The sequence below is a fragment of the Streptomyces sp. NPDC001153 genome, from assembly GCF_053598315.1.
This window is the reverse complement of record NZ_JBSFJZ010000009.1, coordinates 148,779-171,262: the sequence shown is the minus strand read 5'-3', so window position 1 is coordinate 171,262 and position 22,484 is coordinate 148,779. Positions and strand designations below refer to the sequence as shown.

The following is a 22,484-nucleotide window of genomic DNA, read 5'->3' as shown; positions in this document are numbered from 1 at the left end:
AGGCGCAGGTGGTCAAGGTCGTGCGGGGAGCGGTATCGGACGAACCACCACTCAGGTGCGTCCGGAAGCCGAGCTGTAAGCCGCGTGAGATGGGTGCCAATCAGCTCCTCGAACTGGTCGGGGTGACTGTAGATCTTGGCGTTCAGCCAAGGGGCCTGTACCGAACCCGGTACGGGTCCGAGGGTGCTGTTAGTGAGCACCGGGAGGACGCCGGAGAGTGGGTCGGGAGTCGGCGGGCGAGTGCTGGTCATCGGCAGGGCGATCTCGTGGACGTGGCCGCCGATCCAGCCGTAGCTCTCCTCGGCAGGCGCCTCGGTCAGCACGGCATGGCCTTCCCGGTCCAGATGGGCACGCAGGACTGCGGCGTGGGCGGGCACGTCGAGTTGGAGCCGCCGTGTCCGGTCATCCTCGCGTAGCTCGACGGCACCCTGGCAGTGCCACTGCTTCCTCCACCGGCTGATGGCTTCCGCCCACTCCCGCGTGTCCGCGCCGCGGCCCAGCAAAGCGTCGGCCGTCAGGTTCCAGCGGCTGGGAGAGAGGATCACGCGACCGTAGCGGACGCGTGGCAGGAACGGCAGCCGCGCGCCGTGCGGGACCCAGTCGAAGCTGGTCCAGGCAGGGCCCAAGGCGCGGGTCAGGTGGGCGAGGAAGCGGGCCAGGGGCGGTGGTTGCTTGTCCAGGGCCATGGCGTGGAAGACCTGCGGGTCCACCACGCGGCGGTGGGAGATGCTGACCAGGTACAGGCGGGTGTGCGTCGCCGTGATCGCGAGGTCCTTGATGTCGATGAGCGTGGAGGTGGTGTCGTTGGGCTTGCGGTGCTCGCCCAACGGGATCACGTACGAGAGATACGCGGGGACGCGAGCGACGTTCTCTGTGTGCGGGTACAGGGGCGGGAAGGAGAGCTGGGCGGTCAGAGCGTTCTCGACGCCCGCGGGGACCTCGCAGTAGATGTCAGCGAGTCCCGTACCGGTGGCGACGGCAGTGAAGCGGGACGTGAGCGTTCCCGCCGCGCGGGCCGGCGTCACGGTGAGCGTGAAGTCCCCGCGTTCCAGCGCGGACAGACTGTCGGCGTGCAGGCGCGCGCACATCTCCACGTGGGGCGGCGCCGCCGGCCCGGTAGAGGCCTCTCCGACCAGGCGGTCGATCAAGTCGTTGGTCAGGACGATTTCCCTGCTGCCGTCGACCAGTGCCTGGCAGGCCAGTGCCAGCAGCAGCACCGCCGACACGGCGTGAACGTGCAGCTGGTCACCGATCCGGACGGCAGGCTGCTGTGGATCTCACCCGCGTTGCCGGGCCGAACCCACGACCTGACCGCCGCCCGCACCCACCGGATCATCCGCATCTGCGAGCGTCAGGGCGTCCCCGTCCTGGCCGACCTCGCCTACCAGGGCGGCCGCCCCTGGGTGACCACAGGCATCAAACGCAGACCCCTGCAGGAACTCACCCTCACCGAGAAGGCCCTGAACCGTGCCCTGGCCGCGGCGCGGGCACCGGTCGAGCGCGGCGTCGCTCGCCTGAAGTCCTGGCGGATCTTTCGCAGATCCCGGTGCAGTCCCAACCGCATGACATCAATCGCCAGGGCCATCCTGACCCTGGAGCGGCAAGGCTGAAGAAGCTCAATGATCTCTGGATCGTTCCGCTCAGGGATGGAACGGCCGGAGAATCCCCAGGCGTTGCAGCTCCACGATGTGCTCCGCCACGCGTCGCGGTGCTTCGCCGCCGGTCACCAGCACGCCCGCTTCGATGTTGCGCTGGGCGGCGGACTCGGTGAGGTTGGCGCTGCCGAGGAAGAGTGTGCGGCGGTCGGCGACGGCGAGCTTGGCGTGCTGGCGACGGCGCCCCTGCTGGGCTGGGTCCCGGGCCCAGGACCACAGCCGCAGTCCGGGTACGGAGGCGAACGCGTCGGCGGGCTCCTTCCCGGAGAGGAGCCCGCCGGCACCGGCCAGGGTCTCGACGACGACATGCGTCCGCACTCCCCTGTCCGCCGCTTCGGTCAGGGCTCGGGTCAGGGCCGGATACGGACGAGCCGCGTACGTCATGGCCAGCAGTTCGTGCCGAGCCCCGTTGATGACCTCGACCAGTACCTGGGCGGTGGCGCGGATGGGTACGGTCGGTGTCGAGGGGCCACTCCACACCGTGCGGACGCGGACCGTGTCCCGGGCCTGCCGCCGGGCGGCGACATAGCCACGCACATAGGCCGCCGCCTCCGCGGGCGGCACCGACTCCGACCCCATCGCGTCACACAACCGCGCGACGGCCTCGCCGACTCCCGGTGTCGCCAGTTCGGTGAGTATCCGTTCCCTGGAGCGGCCCTGGGCGAGCAGCCCGGCGAGGTCCTTGCTGCGGGAGAGGCCGAGGGCCGCGACGGCGGCCTCGGCGGCGGCCTCGAACGCGGGCCGGCTCACGGCAGCAGGCCGACCGGTGTCAGCACCGGGTCCCGGTCCCCGGCCAGCGGGACGAGGAACCGCCGGTCGAGGAACCGGTTGCCGCGTTCGCACGTGGTTTCCGACACGAAGAGGCAGACATGGCAAGCGGCTCCGTGGAGGAAGTCGGCCGGGTCGTGCGGCAGGCGCTCGGCGCAGAGCGGGTCCCCCGAGCAGTGACCGGCGTCGGTCAGGGCCCGGCGCACGATCCGGTCGAACTCCCGCTCTTCGGCGAGGGAGACCAGACCGCCCAGCGTGCCCTCGGAGTCCGGAACCGCGGTGTAGATGAGGATGCCCGTCCTCGGGTTCTGCGCGTCGCCGGCGTAGATCCGCTCGGCGAGTGAGGCCGAGTTGTAGCCGCATTCCAGGGCGATGGTGCGGATCAGCAGGTGGGAGAGGGTGTGCAGGGCGAGGTATCGGGCGCCTGGCCAGCCGTAGTAGGGGTCGAAATCGCTGGTCTTGCGGTCCGACTTCCGGTTGGCGCGGAACCGTGCGTACGCCTCTCTGTGCGCCTCCATCTGCGGGGACTTCTCCATACGGGCGGCCCACTCGGCCATCAGCCCGTCCCGCACACGCAGGAAGACGCCCTCGCCCCGCACCTCACTCGCCGGCACCCAGTTCCGGGCTCCCCGGGACAGTTCGACGCGGGTGGCGATCTCCGGGGATTCCGGGTCGGGTGCGTCGAGCCGGGTGAAGCCGATCAGTGCCCGTGCCTCGCGCAGCCGCTCGACCTGCCTGATGTCGGCGAAGAGCTCGCTCAGGCGGGCGGGCACCGGGATCTGCCGCAGCGCGAAGTCGTCGCTCGGGGTGGGAACGGGGCCGGAGAGCGCGTCCCATTCGGGCCCGAAGAGATCGGCCTGGACGTCGGGCGCGGAAGGAGCGGGCCCGGCCGTCCCCTGCTTGCGGGCCGTGATCGCCGTGACCACTGCGTCGCCGTCGAACTCCTTCAGGAAGGCGAACTTCGGCATGCGTGCCATGAAGTCGAACTGGACGCGGTCCTCGAGGAGTTCGAGGTCGGGCCAGTGGTCGTCGAGCAGCTTGTCGATGTCTCCGCCCTGCGCCTTGGGCAGGGCCAGGGCGCTGAGAGTCAGCGGGAACCACTGGTTGGAAGCTCCTGCCACCATCAGCACCGGCTCCTGCTCGCAGCCGTTCGGCTCGTAGCTGCCGAGGTGCGGGTGCCGTCCGCGACACGCGGGCAGGTGGCGGCGACCCCGTTCGCCCATGGCCTCCCGGATGTTGCGCTTCAGGCCGCAGGCGACGCATTCGATGGTGACGTTCGCGGCCTGGTTGCCGCCGTGGTCCTTCATGCGCAGCTTCGGGCGCGGGGTCTTGCCGCAGGACTGTCCGTGGTGGACGTACGGCGTGTACGGGAACTCGTCGAGGTGGCCGGCCGTGCAGACCAGGGTGAAACGGGCGGCCACGGCGAGGGGCTTGCCTCGCTTGCAGTCGTGGACGAACTTCGCCTCGTGCGGTGCCCGTGGGTTGGAGTTGACGAAGGCGAACTCACCGGAGTCGATGGCGGCCAGCACGTTGCACGCGGTGCAGCGCAGCCACTGCGGGAAGGGAGTGACGGGCACGCCGACGCCCTGGGCCGCCCAGCCCTTGGGGTCCGTGTCGGCGCCTTCGAGCCAGGGAGCGGCGCGCAGCTGCTCGACCTGCCCGCGTCCGTAGCGCTGGAGGGAGCGGTTCACGGCGGCGCGGAGCCGGGGCTCGTCGATGTCGTAGTCGGTGACGCCGGTGTGACTCCAGGAGTCGATTCCCCGGATGAGAACGGAGAAGTTGGGCAGGTCGACGAGGGCACCGACACCAGCGGTGAACATGAGGTGGCTGGGCCGTACGGCACCGACCCTGCGGTTGCTGCCATGGGTGCTCATCGCTGCGCCTTCCTGACCGTGTCGGCCGTCAAGGGCCCGTACTCGTCGCTGTCCACGGTGGTCGCCGGGTCGGGGTCGGGGTCGGTCCCCGAGACACCGAACGACCAGTCGGGGCCGCCTCCCGAGGACTCTTCCAGGAACGCCCCGCCGCCGGGCAGGAGCAGGTTGATCTCGTTCTCCGTCTCGCGCATCGACATGCCGACGGTCAGCTCGGTCCACCGGGATCCGTCCGCCCGTCGCAGCAGTCCGTTCACGACGGTCGTCTTGCGCTTCTCCTTGCGGTAGCCGAGGGACGCGCTGCTCTCGTCCCGTCTGCGGCGCCATTCGTCCTTCAGCCGGTCCAGGCGTTCGCTCAGATACTCGCGGGCCCGGTCGCCGTCGTCCCCCGCCCGTTCGGCACGTTCCAGGAACCGCCGTTCGACGTCCTGCGCGAGCGGTCCGTCGAGGTCGACATGGTGGGCGTCGAGGTTGCGGGAGGTTTCGTAGGCCGCGTGTCGCAGGGCGGCGACGTAGGTGGCGGCGACACCCCGGTCGAGTGCGCGGCGGGTGTACGGGGTGACGGAGAGGGCTTCGACGCGGCGGTAGAACGTCGCGTGATAGTGCTCGAAGTCCTCGTAGTGCGCGAGGTCCCGGGGTCGCGACCAGTTGTAGAGAGTCACCACCAGGCCCGGACGCGTGGCGTCACGGCCGACGCGGGAGGACGCCTGGATGTACTCCGCTGTGTTCTTGGGCTGGCCGACGACCAGCATCAACCCGAAGCGGGAGACGTCGACACCGACCTGCAGCATGGAGGTGGCGAGGACGACGTCGACGGCCTGCCGCACGGTCGGCGTCATGGAGGCGCGGGGCTCCCGCTTCTCGTTCATGGCGGCCGCGTACTCGCGAAGGAAGCCGCGCCGTCGCGGCGAGGTGTCACGCTCGGGGTCGAACTCGATCTCCAGGCGCTTCAGGGCGGCTCCGATGTCCGCCGAGGAGATGCGCGAGGTCAGCTCCTGGATGCTGAGCATCCCCGCCCTGCTCACGATGCGGTCGGACAGGGTGTCCTGTCCCTTGCGGCTGCCGTTGGCCCGCACCCGGGTGGTGATGTCGTCGTCCATGTACCGCCGCATTCCGGCGAGTTCGCGGGTGGCGTTGAAGTAGCCGACGAGGGTCATGTACGGATCGGCCGGCCTGCCGTAGTCGTCGAAGAGCTGCTGTCCCGCGAGCAGGAGGATCTCCGCGACCCGGATCTCGGCCGCCTTGAGCCGCGTCCCGTGCGCGCACACGCCGAGGTAGCGGCGGCCGGGATTCTGACGGCTCAGCTCGACCTGCCACGAGAAGAACGTGTCACCGACGTCCAGCACCTGGGGCGGGAAGACGGCGACGTCGCGCGCGAAGACCCCGCGCACCTGGTCGGCGGCCCGCTTGGTGGTCGCGGTGGAGGCGACGATCTTGGGGCCGGTCTCCTGGCGCCGTCCGTGGGCGTCGGTGAAGCTCCATGTGCACAACTGGTCGACGGCGGCTTCGAAGAGGCCCACGGTGGTGCCGAGCGCACCGGAGATCAGATGCAGCTCGTCCTGGATGATCAGGTCCGGGGGCCGCAGGCGGGTGACGGGCTGGGCCGTGACGCCGGGCAGGTCGCCCCTGGCGTTGTGCCGGCCTCCGCAGCCGGTCTTGGAGTCCAGGTCGTCATGCCGGTAGCCGTGGCGGGGGCACAGCTCGGTGACCCTGCCGAACAGCAGGCCGGCGTAGCCGTTCCACGGAAGCTGGGCGAACTTGTCGACTGTGGCGATCAGCAGGGAGGGCGCCAGGCGATAGATCTCCTCGTCGACGGTGAGGACCGGGATACCCTCGCCGAGCGCTTCGCGGCGGGAGAAGGGGCAGCGGTCCTCCCCCTCCCCACGCGGACAGTAGAGCAGGATCCTGCGGCGTCCTTCGTCGTACTCCATGTGGGAGCGGGCGGTCAGTCCGCTGCCGCACCAGGGGCAGGTGAGCACCTGGAGGACCCGGGCGTGCTTGTCGCTGGCGTTCTCCTTGGCCTCGGCGATCTGCTCCTTCGCCTCCTCGAACCAGTTCGGGGAGACCGAGGTGCCCACCCACAGCCCGATGCGGAACGGAGTGGGGCCCCAGCGCCGGTCCGTTGCGAACTCCTCACGGCGCAGCACCTCGCACGCGCTCACCAGGGCGGCGGCCCGCTGGAACTGCTGGGCGGTCAGCAGCCGCAGGGTGTAGCGCATGAGGACGCCCACGCCGGCCTCGCCGCTGCGGGCCTCGTTTCCCGAGCCGATCGTCCCCTGCAGGCGCCGCAGGGCGAAGGTGTAGGCGGCGAGGCCCAGATACGCCTCGGTCTTGCCACCGCCGGTCGGGAAGAAGAGCAGGTCGACCAGGGCCTTGCGGCCGGTGCCGCGGTGCGGGTGCCCGGGCTGGGTGAGGGAGGCGATGTTCAGCAGGACGAAGGCGAGCTGGAACGGGCGCCAACTGGCCGCGGCCTTGCCCCTGCCGTGGATTTCCTCGTGGGCCTCCTGGTAGGAGAGCGGGTCGTTCTCGCGGCCGGCGCGGGCGGCGGCGATGGCGGTGTTGCGGCGCTGCAGGGCCATGGCTCTGTTGGCGAACCGGAAGGCCGTCAGGGCCGTGTCGTCGGCCACGAGCCGGTCGATGCCGAGCGTGATGCGGTCGCAGACCTCGAGCGCCTGGTCGATCGCGACCTCGGCCGACTCGCGCAGGTCGTCGGGGAGCGAGCGGGCGGCCCGGCGCTGCTGTTCCAGCCATGCGCCGTACCCGTCGGCCAGCGGCGCGAGAGCCGCGCTGAGTTCGCTCCGGCGGCCGGGCACGGCGAGCGCCGCCAGTTCGTCCATGCCCAACTCCAGTCCCTGGAGCAGGTCCTGCTCCTCAAGTGACGGTGCGGTGGTGGCCCGCACGTCGTACTCGGGGAGCCAGACGGTCGTCAGGCGGTGGGCGTTGCGTTCGCCGTCACGGACGTGGGCGTGCACCGCGACGTTGCGGCCCTTGGCGTGGCTGAGGCTGTCGCGGTAGAGGAGGCGCAGCCGTCGCTCCTCGGCTTCCTCGGGTGCGTTGCCGCGGTTCGCCGCGTCGAGGGGGTCGTCGACGGGCAGGAAGACGGCGGCCTGGTCGTCAGGGAAGGCGGTGACGTCGATCTCGGTCTGGAAGAGCCAGTGGGCGTCGCGGGCGTCCCGGCTGTCCGGCTGCCGGTTAACCAGGGCCAGCTCGACTATGCGCAGGTCCTCCGCGTTCGTGCGGCCGGTGTGCCGGCGTACCTGCACGTCGAGGAGCACGGCCTCGCCGTCGAGTTCGACGGCACGCTCGGCGCCACCGGTGACGTCGATGTCCACGAGCCGCTCGACGGGCTCACGCGACCAGACCCGGCGGGTCGTCCCCCGGTCGGTCGCTTCCTCCGACTGCGTGTAGCGCCCCCAGCGGACGGTGGCGCTGAGTGTGCCGACGGAGGCCGGGACGGTGAAGGAGAGCCCCATCGACGACGCCCAGATGTGCCCGGCCGCCTGCGGGCTCAGCCGGTCCGTGAGGTCGCTGTCGTCGCCCTCCTGCTCGTCGCCCGAATCGCCGTCCGCGCTCTGGGCGGCCGCGCGGGCGATCCGGTCCGTGGTGACGGCCTGGGGGCGGGGTCCGAGCATGCCGACGAGGTAGCGGTCGCGTGGCCCGGAGGAGGCGCTCGGCAGGGTTTCCGTCTCGCCGTCCCAGGGGCCCAGCAGGTCCCTGCGGACGTAGGTCACGAGAGCGTCCCGGACCGCGTAGGAGTCCCCGGCGCGGAACGTCTGAGGCACTTCGTCGAGCGGATGCGGGACAGCGGCCTGGGCAGGCTGGGCCGGCATGCGTGGGTCCTTTCGGACGTGTCCGTTGGAGGATGAGCGTACGCCGATGGTGTGACAGCAACAGAAATATAGATCGTTGACTCAGTTCACACAACGTTTATGCGGAGTACCGTCGCCCGGCATCCCGATCAGTATCTAGGCTGGTGGACGCCCGCCGCCCGCACGCGACCCGAGGACGCCCATGCCCCGCCTCGCCCTCTCCGACGACTTCGTCGCGGATCTGATCTCCCTGCAGAGACCGGTCCAGAAGGAGGTGAACGACGCGATCCGGATGTTCCGGAGCCTGACCGTGCCTCAGCTCCACGCCAGCAAAGGCATGCACCTGGAAAAGCTCGAAGGGGCACGCGACCCTCGGATCCGCACGATCCGGGTCACCAGGTTCTACCGGGGTGTTCTCCTCGCCCCGGACGACGGAAGCGAGCTGTACACACTGCTGCGGGTCGCTCCGCACGACGAGGCGATCACCTGGGCCTGCAAGCGCGCCTACTCGGTCAACGGCGCCACCGGCGGACTGGAGGTGCGCAATGTCGAGGCCCTCGAACAGATGGAGACGTATTTCGAGACGAAGGCGGTCGAGACCCCGGCCCGGCTGTTCGCCGAGCACTCCGACACCGTGCTGCGCGACCTGGGCATCGACGAACAGGTGCTGCGGCTGGCGCGGGTGTGCGTCACGGCCGACGACCTGACGGTCATGGCGCCGCCCATGATGCCCGCCGACCAGTACGAGGTGCTGGAGTACCTGGCGGCCGACTACTCGGCGAAGGACGTCTGGGAGCAGCTGATCGCTCCGCGCGGACAGACGATACGCACGGCTCAGGACCGGCCGGCCGTCACCCTCAGCCAGGCGATCCTCAACACGCCCGACCGCATGGTCGAAGTCACCGGCCCCGGTGAGCTGGAGCGGATCCTCACCGAGGACTTCACCCGCTGGCGCGTCTTCCTGCACCCCGCGCAGCGCCGGTTCGCCTGTCACCCCGGCTTCAACGGTCCGGCGCAGGTGACGGGAGGACCCGGCACCGGCAAGACCGTCGTCGCCCTGCACCGCGTACGGCACCTGCTGCGCACCGGGCGCGAGGGCGACCGGATCCTGCTCACCACCTTCACCAATGCCATGGCGGCCACCCTGCGTGACAACCTGGCCCTGTTGCTGGGGGACGCCGACGCCCATCTCCTCGACCGGGTCGACGTCACGACGGTGGACTCACTGGCCGCCCGGGTCATACGTGAGGCGCGGGGCAGTGCACCGAAGCCGTTGTCGGCGGCTGCCGAGAAGAGCGCATGGACCCGTGCCACCGCACGCGAGGACCTGCCCTGGACGGAGCGGTTCCTCTCCCAGGAGTTCCGGGGCGTGGTCCTGGCCCAGGGGCTGCGGACGCCCGAGGAGTACCTGCGATGTGTGCGCAGGGGGCGCGGCACTCAGGTGGGGCGGGTCCAACGGGCGAGACTGTGGCGGGTCATGGAACGGTTCACCGCGGACCTGAGCTCCCGCGACTCGGCGACGTACACCATGCTCTGCGACCAGGCCGCCGGGATCCTGTCCGAGCAGGGGCCGCGCTACCGTCACGTCGTGGTGGACGAGGCACAGGACCTGCACCCGGCCCAGTGGCGGGTGCTGCGCGCCTGCGTCGCCGAGCAGGCCGACGACCTGTTCCTCGTCGGCGATCCGCACCAGCGCATCTACGACTCCCGGGTCTCGCTGCGCTCGCTGGGCATCGACGTGCGCGGGCGCACTTCCCGGCTTCGTGTCAACTACCGCAGTACGGAGGAGATCCTGCGCTGGTCGGCGTCGCTTCTGGACGGTCAGTCGGTAAGCCGGCTCGGTGAGGACGACGACGAGGACGCCGGGCGGGACTCGCTGCGGGGTTACCGCTCCGAACTGCACGGCCGCGTTCCGGTGACCCGTGGCCTCGCCAGCCAGGACGAGGAACTGCGCGCGCTGGTGGAGCAGATCCGGGTCTGGGTGGACCAGGACGGGGTCGAGCCGTCCGATGTGGCGGTGTGCGCCCGTTTCAACACGCTGGTCGACGCGGTCATCGCGCGGCTGCGCCGGGAGGGCGTCCCGGCCGTCGCGGTCAAGGACGACCCGGGGCCGCGGGTGTCGGGCGTGCGGGTCGCGACGATGCATGCGATGAAGGGGCTGGAGTTCCGGTGCGTGGCCGTCGTGGGCGTGACGTCGAACGTGCTTCCCTTCGCTCCGCAGGTGACGCCGGCCGACGAGGACGCCGTACAACACCAGGCGGATCTACTGGCCGAGCACTGCCTGCTGTTCGTGGCCTGTACGCGGGCGCGTGACGCGCTGGCGGTCTCCTGGAGCGGTGAACGGAGCCGCATGCTGGACCCGGTGGCGGGCTAAGCGTCGACGGCAGGGCCCTGGCACCCGAGCCGTACACTCCGCGTACCAGGGCCCTGCCGTCCACGTGCTCAGACCCGGATCTCCCGCACGACGACCGTGCGCGGTTTGCCCCGGGAGGCGTCGTACGAGATCTCACGTCCGACGGGCTGCCACATCAGCGCATGCCCGAGGGGAGAGGACGGAGGGACGACGTCCGCCTCGTCGGTGGGCAGTTCCGCGACGGTGTACAGGGTGTCCTTGTCCACCTGGCCGTCGAACTCCAGGACGAGCAGCGCGCCCGGGATCACGACGTCCGGAACGAACGGTTCCCGTCCGACGCCGACGGTGTCGATGAACGTGCGCAGGAAGGTGAGCCGCTTGGCGCGCCGGTCGCGCTGATCGGCCTGGGTCTTCCTGAAGAAGACGAGCTGTGCCGCGTCCGCCCCGGCGGGGGTCTCGATGGGAGCGTCGAGGGCCGCCTGCAGCCGCTGCGCCTCGCGGACCAGCCGCTGGAAGGCCCCGGCCGGAATCTCCCGGACCGGCGATGAGCCCCTCGGGACCGGGGCCGGCGCCACCTCGGGTTCCACCGGCGGGGCCGGAACCCACGGCGCCTCGCGCGGGACCGCGGGCTGGGGTGCGGGCACCGCGTCGGGACCGTCCGCGGAACCGGTCGCCGCCTCCTCGCGGGCTTCGTGCCGGCGCCCGGCTGCCACGTCCTCGTCGACCGGCTCCGTCACGGCGAGGGCCTCAGCGGGCTCCTCGGCCTCCTCCCGTACCGGTTCGATGCCCAGCCGCTCCAGCTCCGCCCAGAGCGGGGCCAGTGCCTGCTCGCGGTCGAGGTGGAACCGGCTTCCCCGGATGCGCACGAACGTCCAGTCGACGCGTTCCAGGTCGCGTTGCCGGGCGGCGCCGGTGGAGGCGTCCTCGCCCTCGGCGAAGGCGTCACCGTCGCAGGCGACGGCGAGTCGGCGGGTGCCGCCCTCCACGACCAGGTCGATCGTGTGGCGGCCGACCCGGTATCCCGGACGGACCCGGTAGCCCCGCGCGGTCAGCTCCAGGTACACCTTCTGCTGGAACAGGCTGTCGAACGCTTCGTGCCGGGTGTCGGGCAGGACCTCGCCCGCGACCGCGACCGTGTCCTCCTCCGCGGGCCGGGTGAGGTGGTCGAGCCACCGTCGGCGCAGGTCGTTCTCGTGGAACTGCTCCACGCGCGCGCTGTGGAACACCCACGCCTGGTCCTGGGCGCGGGAGGCGGCCACGTTGATCCGCTGCTCGTAGGTCTTGCCGTTGAAGCCGCCCGGGACCGTTCCGGCCGCGGTGGTCGCCGAGTTGACGCAGGAGATGAACATGACGTGCCGCTCGTCGCCCTGGAAGTCCTCGGCGTCGCCGACCCGGATGCGCCGTTCCTCGCGCTGCTCGTAGTCGAGGCGCTCGGCCAGCAGGTTCTCCAGCTCCGTCAGGTGTCCCTTGCCGGCGCGGAGGCTGATGACGCCCATGGTCTTGCCGTCGTAGGCGGGGTCGGCGCAGCAGTGCACGATCGCGTCGACGAGGGCCTCGGCCTCGGCGGTGTTGGTCAGCCGGGTGTGGGCGCCGAGGGCTTCGCCGTGCTCGACGTACATCGTGCGGACCGGGGGCAGCCGGTCGGCGCCGTACTGCCGCAGGGGCAGCAGGTCACCGTTGTAGCAGAGGTCGTTGGAGAAGGAGATGATCTCCGGCATGCACCGGAAGTGCTCCTTGAGCATGAGCGTGCCGCGGCCCGCCGAGAGCGCTTCGGTGAGGTCGAAGAAGCTGGACTCGGGGCCGAACAGACTTCGCACGTCCGGCTCCAGCGCGGTGAGCAGCCGGTCCCTGAGGTGGAAGTACTCGTCCTGCTTGAGGCCGACGTTGGACGGGCTGACCTGCTTGCTGTCGCCGACGACGACCATCCGGTCGGCGAGCCAGCTGAGCAGCATGGCTTCCAGGCCGGACTGGCTGGCCTCGTCGACGATGACGACGTCGAACAGGGCGGGACGGTCCATGGGGACGGTCTCGGCCACTTGGTGCAGGGGCATGATCCAGGCGGGCACCGCCGTCTGTGCCTTGCGCAGGGCGGCCTGTGCGTCGCGCCGGTAGCGGTGCTGGTACTTGCCCTTGATGCGGCGGGCGGCCTGCTGGTAGGCGCTGAGCGCCCGGGACTGGTCGCCGGTGAGCAGACCGAGGCAGCGGTGCCAGGCGCGGGCCGCGGCCAGCCGCGCGAGCGTGATGCGGGCCTCGTCGTCGGCCTCGGCCAGCCGCTTGCGCAGGGCGCGTTCGGCCTCGGGGTCGGTGAGCCGCTCCATGCGGTGGCGCCAGGCGGACCAGGCCCAGGCCTCGGCGAGCGAGGGCAGTCGGGTGTCCCAGGCGGCGTCCTCGTGCGTCGCCGTGATCCGTTCGGCGAGCGCCGGGAACGTGTCCTGGACCCGGGCGAGCGCCGCGGCCTGTTCGGCGCGCAGCCGGGCGGCCTCGCGGACCTCGGCCATCTCGCCGCCGAACGAGCGGTAGCCCTCGGGGTCCCTCTCGCGCACGGCTTCGAATGCGCTCACGACGGCAGGTGCGACACCGGGCCGGTCGCTCCAGGCCCGCAGCAGTTCCTCGGTGTCCCGTATGACCTGGCGGGATCGCTCGGCGGCGCGCAGGGTCGTCGCCGCGCGCAGCAAGGCGCGTACGGCGTTCTCGACGGACGCGTCGTGCCAGGTGGCGACGGTCAGTGAAGGCGAGGTGGCCGCGGACGTCAGGACATCGGTGCGGGCGGCGGCGACGGCGAGCAGCGCGTCGAGCACCTCCGCGTCCTGACGCAGCCGCGCGAGGCGCGGACCGTGCCCGTGCCATGCGGCGACGGGGGTCCCCCACTCGGACTCCACCTGTCCCAGGCGCAGTTCCAGCCGGATGCGGGCCAGGACGACGGTCGCCGTCGCGATGTCCTCGGGCGCTCGTCCGTCGACCCGTACGGTCTCCGTGAACGCGCCGACCGCCTTCGCCAGCTTCGAGCGCATGCCGAGGGGCCCGCGCAGCTTCTGGCCCTGGCCCAGACCGTCGTGCAGTGCGGTGGCCTGGGCCAGCGCCGTGGCCGGGTCGTACTGCTCCAGGCCGCTGACCATGGCCGTGCCCAGGGTGGCGAGGGAGACGTCCACGGCCGCAAGCGTGTCGGTGACGGCGGCTCGGCGGCTGCGTGCCTGCCAGTCCTGGCCCTCGGTCACCTGCTCCAGGAGTGCTACGGCCCAGTCGCCGGCCGGTGCGGAGAGGGACGCGGCGCGGGCGCGGGCCGCGGAGAACGCGTCGAGGGCCGACGAGAGCCGCCGCTGTTCGGACTCGCTCAGACGCCGCACGGCCGTGTCGTACTGGGCGCACAGGGGGTCCTGGCGGGCGGCGGCGTGCGCGTCCTCGGCGGACCGTACGATACGCACGGCCACCTCGAAGTCACCGGGGGCCGGCAGCTCGGAGGGGCCGGGCACATCGGCCGCCAGGGCCTGGTGGTGTGGTGTGTACGCGCGGGTGCTGTGCAGCAGTCGCAGTGCCTCGCCGGCGGTCAGAGTGGGCTGCTCCTGCGGGACCGGGCCGAGCCAGCCGTGTCGCCCCGCCTCCGCGGTGAGACGCTCGGCGATCTCCTGCAGGCTGCCGGTGTAATCGCCGATCTCCGCCGGGAAGCGGTGTGTTTCCTGGTCGCGCAGCGCGGCGAGGTCGCGCAACATGACCTGCTGGGCGGTGCGGGCCTTGGTGAGGCGTGCCTGCAGCGCATTGATCTGCTTGCGGGATTCCTTCTCGTCGTAGCCGGCGTACTCGCTGAGTATCCGCTGTACGGACGCCTCCAGCTCACGCTGTGCGGCGGCACCGTCCTCGGTGCGGCTCACGCACAGTTCGCGGATGGACTCCGGCAGCTTGTCGCGCAGCACGCGCAGGGCGCGCGGCGTGTGGCTGGTGATGAGCACCCGCTTGCCTTGGGCGAGCAGATCCGTGACCAGGTTGGCGATGGTGTGCGTCTTGCCGGTGCCGGGTGGGCCCCGCACGACGACGAGCCGGTTGGCGCGCAGGCGTTCGGCGATCGTGCGCTGCTCCTCGTTGGCGGGCAGCGCGAAGTACATCTCGCCGGTGTCGTTCGCCGTGCCGTCGTCCTCCGCCGCCGCGAGGTCGGCCGCGGTGAGCGCGCCGTCGCGGCCGGCGATGTAACTGAGCAGTTCGGTGGGCGCGGTGCCCGCGTCGATCTGCCGGGCGATGGCCTTGAGCGCGTCCATGGTCGAGCGGCGGCTGCGCTCGCGCAGGACGAGCGCGGGTGCGAGTCCCACGTGCGGGACGTCGAGACCGCGCGGCTTGGCGCGCTCCACGGCCGGTGTGTAACTCCCCGCACTGTGGGCGGCGTTGACCCAGCTGCGCAGGGCCGTATGCACGGTGCCGAGGTGTTCGGGATCCGTCAGGTCCGAGGCGTCTTCCAGTACTTCGACGATCTCCTCCCGCACCGGGCCCGGTACGTGCTGGGCCCCTTCGAGCATGCCTTCTTCGAGTTCCAGGCCCGGCCCCGTCGGGTCGGGGGCGGCGGTGAGCGTGCCGGTGGACGGATCGAGCCGGAGGCTGGCCCGGTGGGTGACAAGGTGCCGTTCCACCCTCTGTCCGGAGGTCGTCTGCCAGGTGAGCCGCCCCAGCCCGAGGACGAGTTCGTAGGCCTCACCGAGGTTGGCGGCGTCCTCGTGCATCTTGTGCAGCCGGTCGTACAGCCTCACGAGGGGGTCGATCGCGCGGCGGCGCTCCGCCCAGGCGAGCCATTCCTGTTCCCAGGCGGTGTACAGCTTCTCGATCTTCTCCCGCCGGGGGTGTTCGTCCAGCTCGTGGTAGGTCTTGTCGAGCGGGATGCCCCGGGACCAGTCGGGAAACTCGGGGTCGATGCGCCGACGCAGGTACGGGGCGAGGGTCTGCTTGAAGTCGCGGATGCGGGTCTCGTCCACCCAGGGCGCCAGCAGCGGCTCGGGGGCCGGCGCGTCCTCGCGTTCGGGGCGGGTGACGGACAGCCAGGCCGGATCGTCGGTGCCGAGTACGCCGTCGATCACCACCGCGACGCCGTCGTCGTCCGGCAGTTCGTCGAACCACACGGTGCCGGCCGCACCGTCCAACGTGCGCACGGGGCGGGTCTTCGACTCCTCCGCCTCGGCGAGGAACCGGAAGATCTGCCGGACGCGTGCGGCGTCGAGCTGGTGGCCGGAGATCTCCGGGGCATGGGATCCGGCCCTGCGCCCGGCCCCGTTCGGCTGCGCCGGTACGGCGTCGAGCGCGGGCCGCCCGGCGCGCCGCTGCTCGCCTCCCCGGGCGGCGTCGGCGACCAGGTCAGCGGGGGGTACCGTGGCCGTGGTGAAGGTGATGCTCTCCCGGTCGTGCGCGCGTGGGAAACGGACCTCGATGTCGAGGTCGTCCGTGGTACCGGCCGGGATACTGTAGGCCCACGTCGCGGAGACCCTGCGTCCCGTGCGCAGGGTGCCTGCCAACGGGTCGTCGAGCACGTCACCGCGGTGGTCCCGCACCTGTCGCCCTGTCTTGCCGTACGGCCCGCCGCGCACCAGCAGAGTGATGCCGTCGACGTCCACGGGGCGGCCGGTGCCGTTGCTCACGTGCAGAGTGCAGCGCACCAGGTCGTCGCCCGGCCGGTGCCCGTGGCTGCCATCGGGATCGGCCAGACGGTACGGCGCGATGTCGTCCACGCGCACATAGAGGCCGTCGTCGTACTGGTAGACGGAACCGACCGGCCGCGAACCGTCGCTCATTCCGCTCTCATCCTGGCTCACACGCCCCACCCCACTGCTGCTGAGGGCCCTTTCGCGGCCCGTTCAGAACATCCCCGCCCGGTCACCCCAAGCTGACCCTACGACACCCCCCGGCGCACACTTGAGTGTGAACTGAGCACACGCAAGGAGCGGAGCGTAGCAGCCCCCATTACGCCCTTGAGGAATCATGGACACACATCACCACTGATGAGTGATCAAACTGCGACTTGGGTCCCGCTTCGACGTCAGCATAGGCCCCGACCCTCTCCAGGGAAAGTGATTGACTGAGTTCACACCAACACGGCAGGATGCCGGTGGCGTCAGTCGTGCGGTCTTGGACGCCGGTCCCGTAGAAAGGTCATCGCGTCATGCAGATGCAAGTGGTCGACGTCTCGCCCGAGTTGGCGGCACAGTGGCTCACCCGCAACACCAACAACCGGCCACTGAGCAAGAACACGGTGCAGCAGCTGGCCGGCCAGATCCAGCGCGGAGAATGGCAGTTGACGCACCAGGGCATCGCCTTCGACGAGGACGACGTTCTCATCGACGGCCAGCACCGCCTGGCGGCCATCGTCAAGGCGGGTGTCACAGTGCCTCTGACCGTCGCACATGGAGTGCCCCGCACGGCGTTCACCGTGATGGACACCGGCCGCAAGCGCACCGGTCGCGACGCGCTCGCCCTCGCGGGTGAGGCCAACGCGACCCATCTGGCGGCTGCCCTGCGCGGACTGCACCTGTACCGTAACGCCCCCAACTCCTCCTGGAGCGGCGGATCGTCGGTGACCAGCAACGACCAGCTCCTGGATCTGCTCGGCAGGCATCCCGGCATCCGCGACGCCCTGCACCACGGCCTCGCCTTGAACCGCGGGTGCCGTATCACCGTCACGGCGGCGACGATCGGCTGGTACGTCACCACCGAGGCCCGGCCCGACATCGACCAGTCCGCCTGGGAGGAGGGGGTGGTCACAGGCGCGCGCCTGGAGCCGGGCGACCCGCGCCTCACGCTGCGCAACACCATGCTCAACCTGGCCTTGGGCAACGCACACCGGCGTCGCGACGACTCGCGCGAACACCTGCTCTACTACCTCAAGGCGTGGAACGCGTGGGTGGAGGGCCGCAGCATCAAACTGCTGCGCCGCTCCCCCAACGAGACGATGCCGCGCATCTCCAGCCGCTCGAGTCTGGCACCGGCGGACAGCAACGCCTGACAAGGCATAGATTCAACGGACAGCCGCCCCGTGGCCCGTCAAGCACCGCCGCGCGTGCGGGCGGGGCCTGTGCACCCGGCAGGGATGCCCGTAGGAAAGGAAGCGCATGCGCGCCCAGGAGATCACCTTCCTCAAGCTCGTCCAAGGGGACAAGCAGTTCCAGGTACCGCTGTACCAGCGCACGTACAGCTGGGGCAGGGAGCAGTTGCAGCGGCTGTGGGAGGACGTCGGGGAACTCGTCGAGCAGCATCTGGCCGGTGAGCCCGTGGCCGCGCACTTCCTCGGTTCGGTGGTGCTCGCACCGGGTCAGATCCAGGCGGGCGGGGTACAGAGGTGGCTGGTGGTGGACGGACAGCAGCGGCTGACGACGCTGATGCTGGCCTTCACCGCCCTGCGCGATCATCTGAAGGAGACGGGTGACGCGCGCGGCGTGGACCGGGTGCACCGGCAGATACTGGTCAACGAGTTCCACGAGGGCGCGGACCACTACCGGTTGCTGCCCACACAGGCGGACCGTGAGGCGTACACGGCCTGTGTCCGGTCCCGGGCCGACGCCGGCGGGGGCGACAACATTGGGGCCGCCTACCGGTTCTTCCGCGGCGCGCTGGCCGAGGGTCACGAGGCGGGCGACGAGCGGTGGGCCGCCACCGTCGAGACGGTCCTCAAGGACCTCCTGTCCATCGTGGAGATCACCGCCGAGCCCGGCGACAACGTCTACCGTATCTTCGAGTCGATCAACAACACGGGCGTCGGGCTCAGCCAGAGCGACCTGCTGCGCAACTACGTGTTCATGCTGCTCCCCAGACGAGGCGAGCGGATCTACCAGGAGCTGTGGCTGCCCATGCAGCAGAGCCTCGGCCCGAAGAACCTCGAACTGCTGGTCTGGCTCGACCTGGTGGTGCGCGGCCACCACAAGACCAAGCAGAGTGAGATCTACCGCGAGCAGCAGAAACGGCTCCAGCCGCTGGCCGGCGACGAGGACGCGCTGCAGCGCGAGATCGAGCAACTGGCCGAACGGGCCGGGAGGTTTCTGCGCATCGTCGAGCCCACGCGTGAGCAGTCCCCGGCCCTGCGTACGGTCCTGGAGCGCCTGGCTTCCTGGGGTGGCCAGACCCATTTCCCGCTCGCGCTGCACCTGCTGGACCTGCTCGCGGCCGGCCGGACCACGCCCGAGGACGCGGCGCAGGCGCTGCGCTATGTCGAGTCCTATCTGGTACGCCGTCTGATCTGCCAGACGTCGACGACCGGCCTCAACCGGATCTTCATGGAGGCGCCGAAGGAGCTGGAGACCGACCGCCCGGCCGCCGAGGCGGTACGGCGGTTCCTGTCCGGACGGCGCCGGCGCTGGCCGAGCGACGAGGAGCTGCGCGAGGCGATCCGCACCAAGCCGTTCTACTGGAGCGGCCGCCCGCCACAGCGCAGCTACATCCTGCGCCGCCTGGAGGAGAGTTACCGTGCCTCGGAGCCGGTGGACTTCGCCAAGGCCTCCCTGAGCGTGGAACACGTGCTGCCCCAGCGCCCCGCTCCGGCGTGGTTCGATCTGCTCGCCGCCGAGACGGAGCAGCACCAGACCCCACAGGAGCTGCACGACCTGCTGGTGCACACCCTCGGCAACCTCACGCTGACCGGTGACAACGCAAAGCTCTCCAACCACCCCTTCGAGCGCAAGCAGCAGATTCTCGACTCGAGCGCCCTGCGTATGAACCTCGAGATCGCCTCCGCACAGCGCTGGGGCAAGGCGGAGATCCTGGAGCGGGCCGACCGCCTGGCCGAGCGCGCGGTGGAGCTGTGGCCCGGTCCGATCGGCGGGATCAAGCCGGCCGGCGAGGAGTCTGCAAGCTGGGCCGAGCTGCGGGCCGCGCTGGTGGCGATGCCGAGCGGCACGTGGACGACGTACGGCGATGTCGCCGAGCTGATCGGCAGCCACCCGGTGGCCGTCGGCGCCTACCTGGGCGCCAACTCGGCGGTGATCGGCGCCTACCGGGTGCTCACCTCGGAAGGGAAGATCTCCCCTTCCTTCCGCTGGGCCGACGGCGACGACCGGCCGCCGCCGCCGGACCTCCTCGCGAACGAGGGAGTGCGCTTCGATTCCTGGGGCCGGGCACACCGCTCCCAGCGCCTGTCCGCCGCCGAGCTGGCGACCCTGCTGGGCAAGGACGTGACACAGCCGCCGGCGCACGACCCGCTGCCCGAGGGGGAAGACCCCGCCACGGCCGAGCGGTTCCGCGGGCAGTTGCGGGAGAACTGGCCGGACGCGTACGACGGCGTCATGGCGTCCCTCGACTTCTGGCGCCGCCAGGGTGGCCACGTCACCTACGGCCGGTACGAGGAGACCAGCTGCTTCCCGATGCTGGACGCCGGGACCAGCCGCAGCCCGCATCTTCTCTGGCCGGTGGGGATCTACCCCGTGAGCGGCACGGTCGAGGTGGTGTTCCAGTACCTGAAATCCCGCACCCCCTTCGATGACACGGAACAGCGCCGCGAGTTGCTGAACCGCCTGAACAAGATCGACGGCATCGACCTGCCCGAGGCGAAGTTGGAGCTGCGGCCGTCCTTCCCTGTGAGTGTCTTCGCGGAGCGCGGTAAAGAGATATGCGAGGTGCTGGACTGGTTCGTGGGGGTGGCGGCGCTGGATCTGGCGCGGAGGGACTGACGGTCACTTCGTGGACGCGGCATCGGACGCCCTCGGCACGAGCCGCGGTGGCAGCGGACGGGGCGGCTTCGCGTGGGCGGCGTGCGCGCGTTCCTGCTCCCGGCGCCAGATCTTCAGCAGTGCCTCGTCGGTCTGCGGGACAGCCATGCCCCCGGCTTTCAGGATGTCACGGAAGAAGGGCACGGGACCGCCGTCGTTCCCGACTACGACGGCGGAGAGCATCGGCGCGTCAGTGCCTGCCCCTCTCTCGATCTCGCCGAGCGTGCGGCGGGCGCCGTGGCCCTTGAGGTCGATGCGCAGGTGGCCGACCTCGATCGTGCCGCCTTGCGCCGCGACCTGGGCCAGTTGTGTCCTGAGCTGCGCAACCGACCCCTGCTCGACCGCCGTCACGATGCGCGGGGAGGTCTGCTTTCCTCGCGGCACCCGGGCCTCGCGCCGACTCCGCTCGGACTCGGCGAGCCGTTTGGCTTCCTGGATCTCCCGGTTGTGTCTGGCCGCACTGACGCTGCGCTTCGCCGTCGCCAGCTCTGCCTCGACGATCGGGACCAGGTGGCGCACCTTCACCCTGGCCTGTTGTGCTCGCCGGGAGGTGCCGCCGTTGCACGCGGCGATCCAGGCCTGGACCATGTCGAGTGACTTACGAGCCCTCTTGCGGGGCCCATTCCCCAAACTGGGCAGCATGCCCTCGAGTTCGGCGGTGAGGGTACGCAGGCGCCGCAGCATCAAGGCGTCGGACGCCATGTCACTGAACGAGCGCTTCGGCGCTGTCACCCGTCGGCCCTGGGTTCCGGCAACGGGCGGTTGCAGTACGGGCTCAGCCGGCATGAGGGAGAGCCGTGGCGGCATGGCACGCGGTGGGACGCCGTACGCGGCGAAGGCACGCTCGGTCTCGACGGCGGCCCAGCGCTTGATGCGGTGGGATGCCGACGCGTTCCGGACGCCGAGTTCCGCCAGCACCCGGAACAGATACGGCAGCGGCTCGCCCCCGTCCCGGATGAGCGCGGACAGGACCGGGGCGTGGTCCCGCAGGGGGCTGTCGACCGCGACCAGCAGATCGCGTCTGCCGGTGTCCGAGTACTTCAGCAGAGCCGGACTGACGGTACGCGCCAAGGTGCCCCACGTGGTGGTGGACTGGAGCCGCGCGTGCTGAGCGAGCGCGTCACGCACGGCGGTCACCATTTCGGCGTGGCTGAGGAGCGACCCGCCCTTCGGGACTTCGCCCCCGAGCGCGGAGCGCGCGGCGGGGACGGGCTCGGTGTGTTTCGGGTCGGTGGGCGGCTCGGTCTTGCTCTGCCGGGACTTGGGTACCTCGGGCGTGGCCGCCTGCTCGGCGGCAGCGGGAGGCGGAGGTGTCCACAGCCCCGTGCGCTGGGCGTCATGCGCGTTCAGGCGTACGTACCGGTTCGCCTCGACCGCCCAGCCCCCGCCGGCCTCGGCGACGAGGAGGCGTGCTCCGTCGGTGACCCGGTACACGTGCTCGGCGGGCGGTACCGGACTGTCCGCCGGGAGGGAGATCAGTGCCCGGACGATCGGGCTGTCCAGGGGCTTCACATCGGCGGTGAGAAGGTGCCGTCGCTCCGCGGCAAACGGGGAGCCGGCCGGTACCTCGGCCTCCGGCGCGAGGGCGAAGACGAGCCCGCCCTGGAGCGGGAACGCGGTCGGCCGGGGACGGGGGTGACTCAGGCGTATCCGTTCGGTGTCCGGTGTGACGAGCCCGGCCGGCGTCAGGACGCAGTCCTCCAGCGGGGTCCAGCTCACCGTGCGGTCGCGGGCCTCGGCGCCGATGTGGACGCGGCGCTCACCGCCCACCGTCTCGCAGCGCACTCGGAGGCAGTAGCCGTGACGGCCGAGGAACTGCTGGGTGATCGCGCCCTCGGACGCGAAGATCCAGTCGATGTCGTCCGCGTCCGCCGCGAGCTCGTCGTCGGCCCGGCGCCACGCCCGGTAGTCCACGGTGCTGAGCTGGAAGCGCAAGCGCCGTCGACTGTCGGGCAGATGTACGTCCACCGCGTCGCCGGGGCCGGTACCGAGATCCCGGGTGTGGACCTGCCCGCGTACCCGACGCTTGCCGAGGAGGCTTTGGACGCCGCGCTTGATGAAGAGGTGGTCGGCGCTCGACTCACCGTTGTTCCTCCGGCGGCACACCGGGGCGGTCGGGTGGTGGGCGAAGTGGCAGACCTTGGTCGTGTAACGCCGGTCGCTCAACTCACCGCCGCAGCCGCCGAGCTGCAGCCCGCACCAGTAGCTGTAGTTCGGATGCGCCTTGCGCCACCGGTCCAGTTCCCAGGCGTCCATCGGCAGGATGACCGGGTGGTCGGAGTTCTTGTGGCCGATCACGGCGGTCTGCACGAGACGGTGGTCGAGCATGGAACCTCACAACAGAACGCCGGGGTCACTGGTCATCC

At 70.8% G+C, this 22,484-nt stretch carries 8 protein-coding genes and 2 pseudogenes; 4 read left to right on the top strand and 6 right to left on the bottom strand.

Annotation, left to right across the window (positions count from 1 at the left end; all coding sequences use genetic code 11):
• Positions 1-11: 11 nt before the first annotated feature.
• A pseudogene (locus ACWDEN_RS12985) lies at positions 12-1,217 on the bottom strand (lantibiotic dehydratase); the annotation flags it as partial.
• Here ACWDEN_RS12985 and ACWDEN_RS12980 point away from each other — a divergent pair.
• Positions 1,212-1,610: pseudogene (locus ACWDEN_RS12980) on the top strand (transposase family protein); the annotation flags it as partial. The pseudogenes ACWDEN_RS12985 and ACWDEN_RS12980 sit on opposite strands and share 6 nt — an antisense overlap.
• Positions 1,611-1,640: 30 nt before the next feature.
• On the opposite strand, the gene drmC reads toward ACWDEN_RS12980, so the two are convergent.
• From drmC to drmA, 3 genes are read right to left on the bottom strand one after another with little or no spacing between them, the layout of a single operon-like run.
• Positions 1,641-2,405: a DISARM system phospholipase D-like protein DrmC gene (drmC, locus tag ACWDEN_RS12975; RefSeq protein WP_450858840.1), complete on the bottom strand. Its 765-nt coding sequence runs from the start codon at positions 2,403-2,405 to the stop codon at positions 1,641-1,643.
• A complete protein-coding gene (gene drmB, locus ACWDEN_RS12970) occupies positions 2,402-4,297 on the bottom strand; it encodes a DrmB family protein (protein WP_450858838.1) in 1,896 nt (631 codons plus the stop codon). Before drmB ends, drmC begins: the two co-directional genes overlap by 4 nt.
• Positions 4,294-8,124, bottom strand: coding sequence for a DISARM system helicase DrmA (gene drmA / locus ACWDEN_RS12965; RefSeq protein WP_450858836.1), 3,831 nt, complete (start codon positions 8,122-8,124; stop codon positions 4,294-4,296). The genes drmB and drmA overlap by 4 nt, the downstream gene beginning before the upstream one ends.
• 181 nt (positions 8,125-8,305) lie before the next feature.
• Here drmA and ACWDEN_RS12960 point away from each other — a divergent pair, with 181 nt between their 5' ends.
• Complete coding sequence (locus ACWDEN_RS12960; protein WP_450858834.1) at positions 8,306-10,477, top strand: UvrD-helicase domain-containing protein; 2,172 nt, start codon at positions 8,306-8,308, stop codon at positions 10,475-10,477.
• A gap of 68 nt (positions 10,478-10,545) precedes the next feature.
• On the opposite strand, the gene ACWDEN_RS12955 is transcribed toward ACWDEN_RS12960, so the two are convergent.
• Entirely contained in the window at positions 10,546-16,218 is a 5,673-nt protein-coding gene (locus ACWDEN_RS12955) for an AAA domain-containing protein (protein WP_450858832.1), read from the bottom strand.
• A gap of 368 nt (positions 16,219-16,586) precedes the next feature.
• Here ACWDEN_RS12955 and ACWDEN_RS12950 point away from each other — a divergent pair, with 368 nt between their 5' ends.
• Complete coding sequence (locus ACWDEN_RS12950; RefSeq protein WP_450858830.1) at positions 16,587-17,426, top strand: hypothetical protein; 840 nt, start codon at positions 16,587-16,589, stop codon at positions 17,424-17,426.
• A gap of 106 nt (positions 17,427-17,532) precedes the next feature.
• Complete coding sequence (locus tag ACWDEN_RS12945) at positions 17,533-20,079, top strand: GmrSD restriction endonuclease domain-containing protein (RefSeq protein WP_450858828.1); 2,547 nt, start codon at positions 17,533-17,535, stop codon at positions 20,077-20,079.
• Between the two features lie 3 nt (positions 20,080-20,082).
• Here ACWDEN_RS12945 and ACWDEN_RS12940 read toward each other — a convergent pair whose 3' ends face one another.
• Positions 20,083-22,446, bottom strand: coding sequence for a hypothetical protein (locus tag ACWDEN_RS12940; protein WP_450858826.1), 2,364 nt, complete (start codon positions 22,444-22,446; stop codon positions 20,083-20,085).
• Between the last annotated feature and the right edge of the window lie 38 nt (positions 22,447-22,484).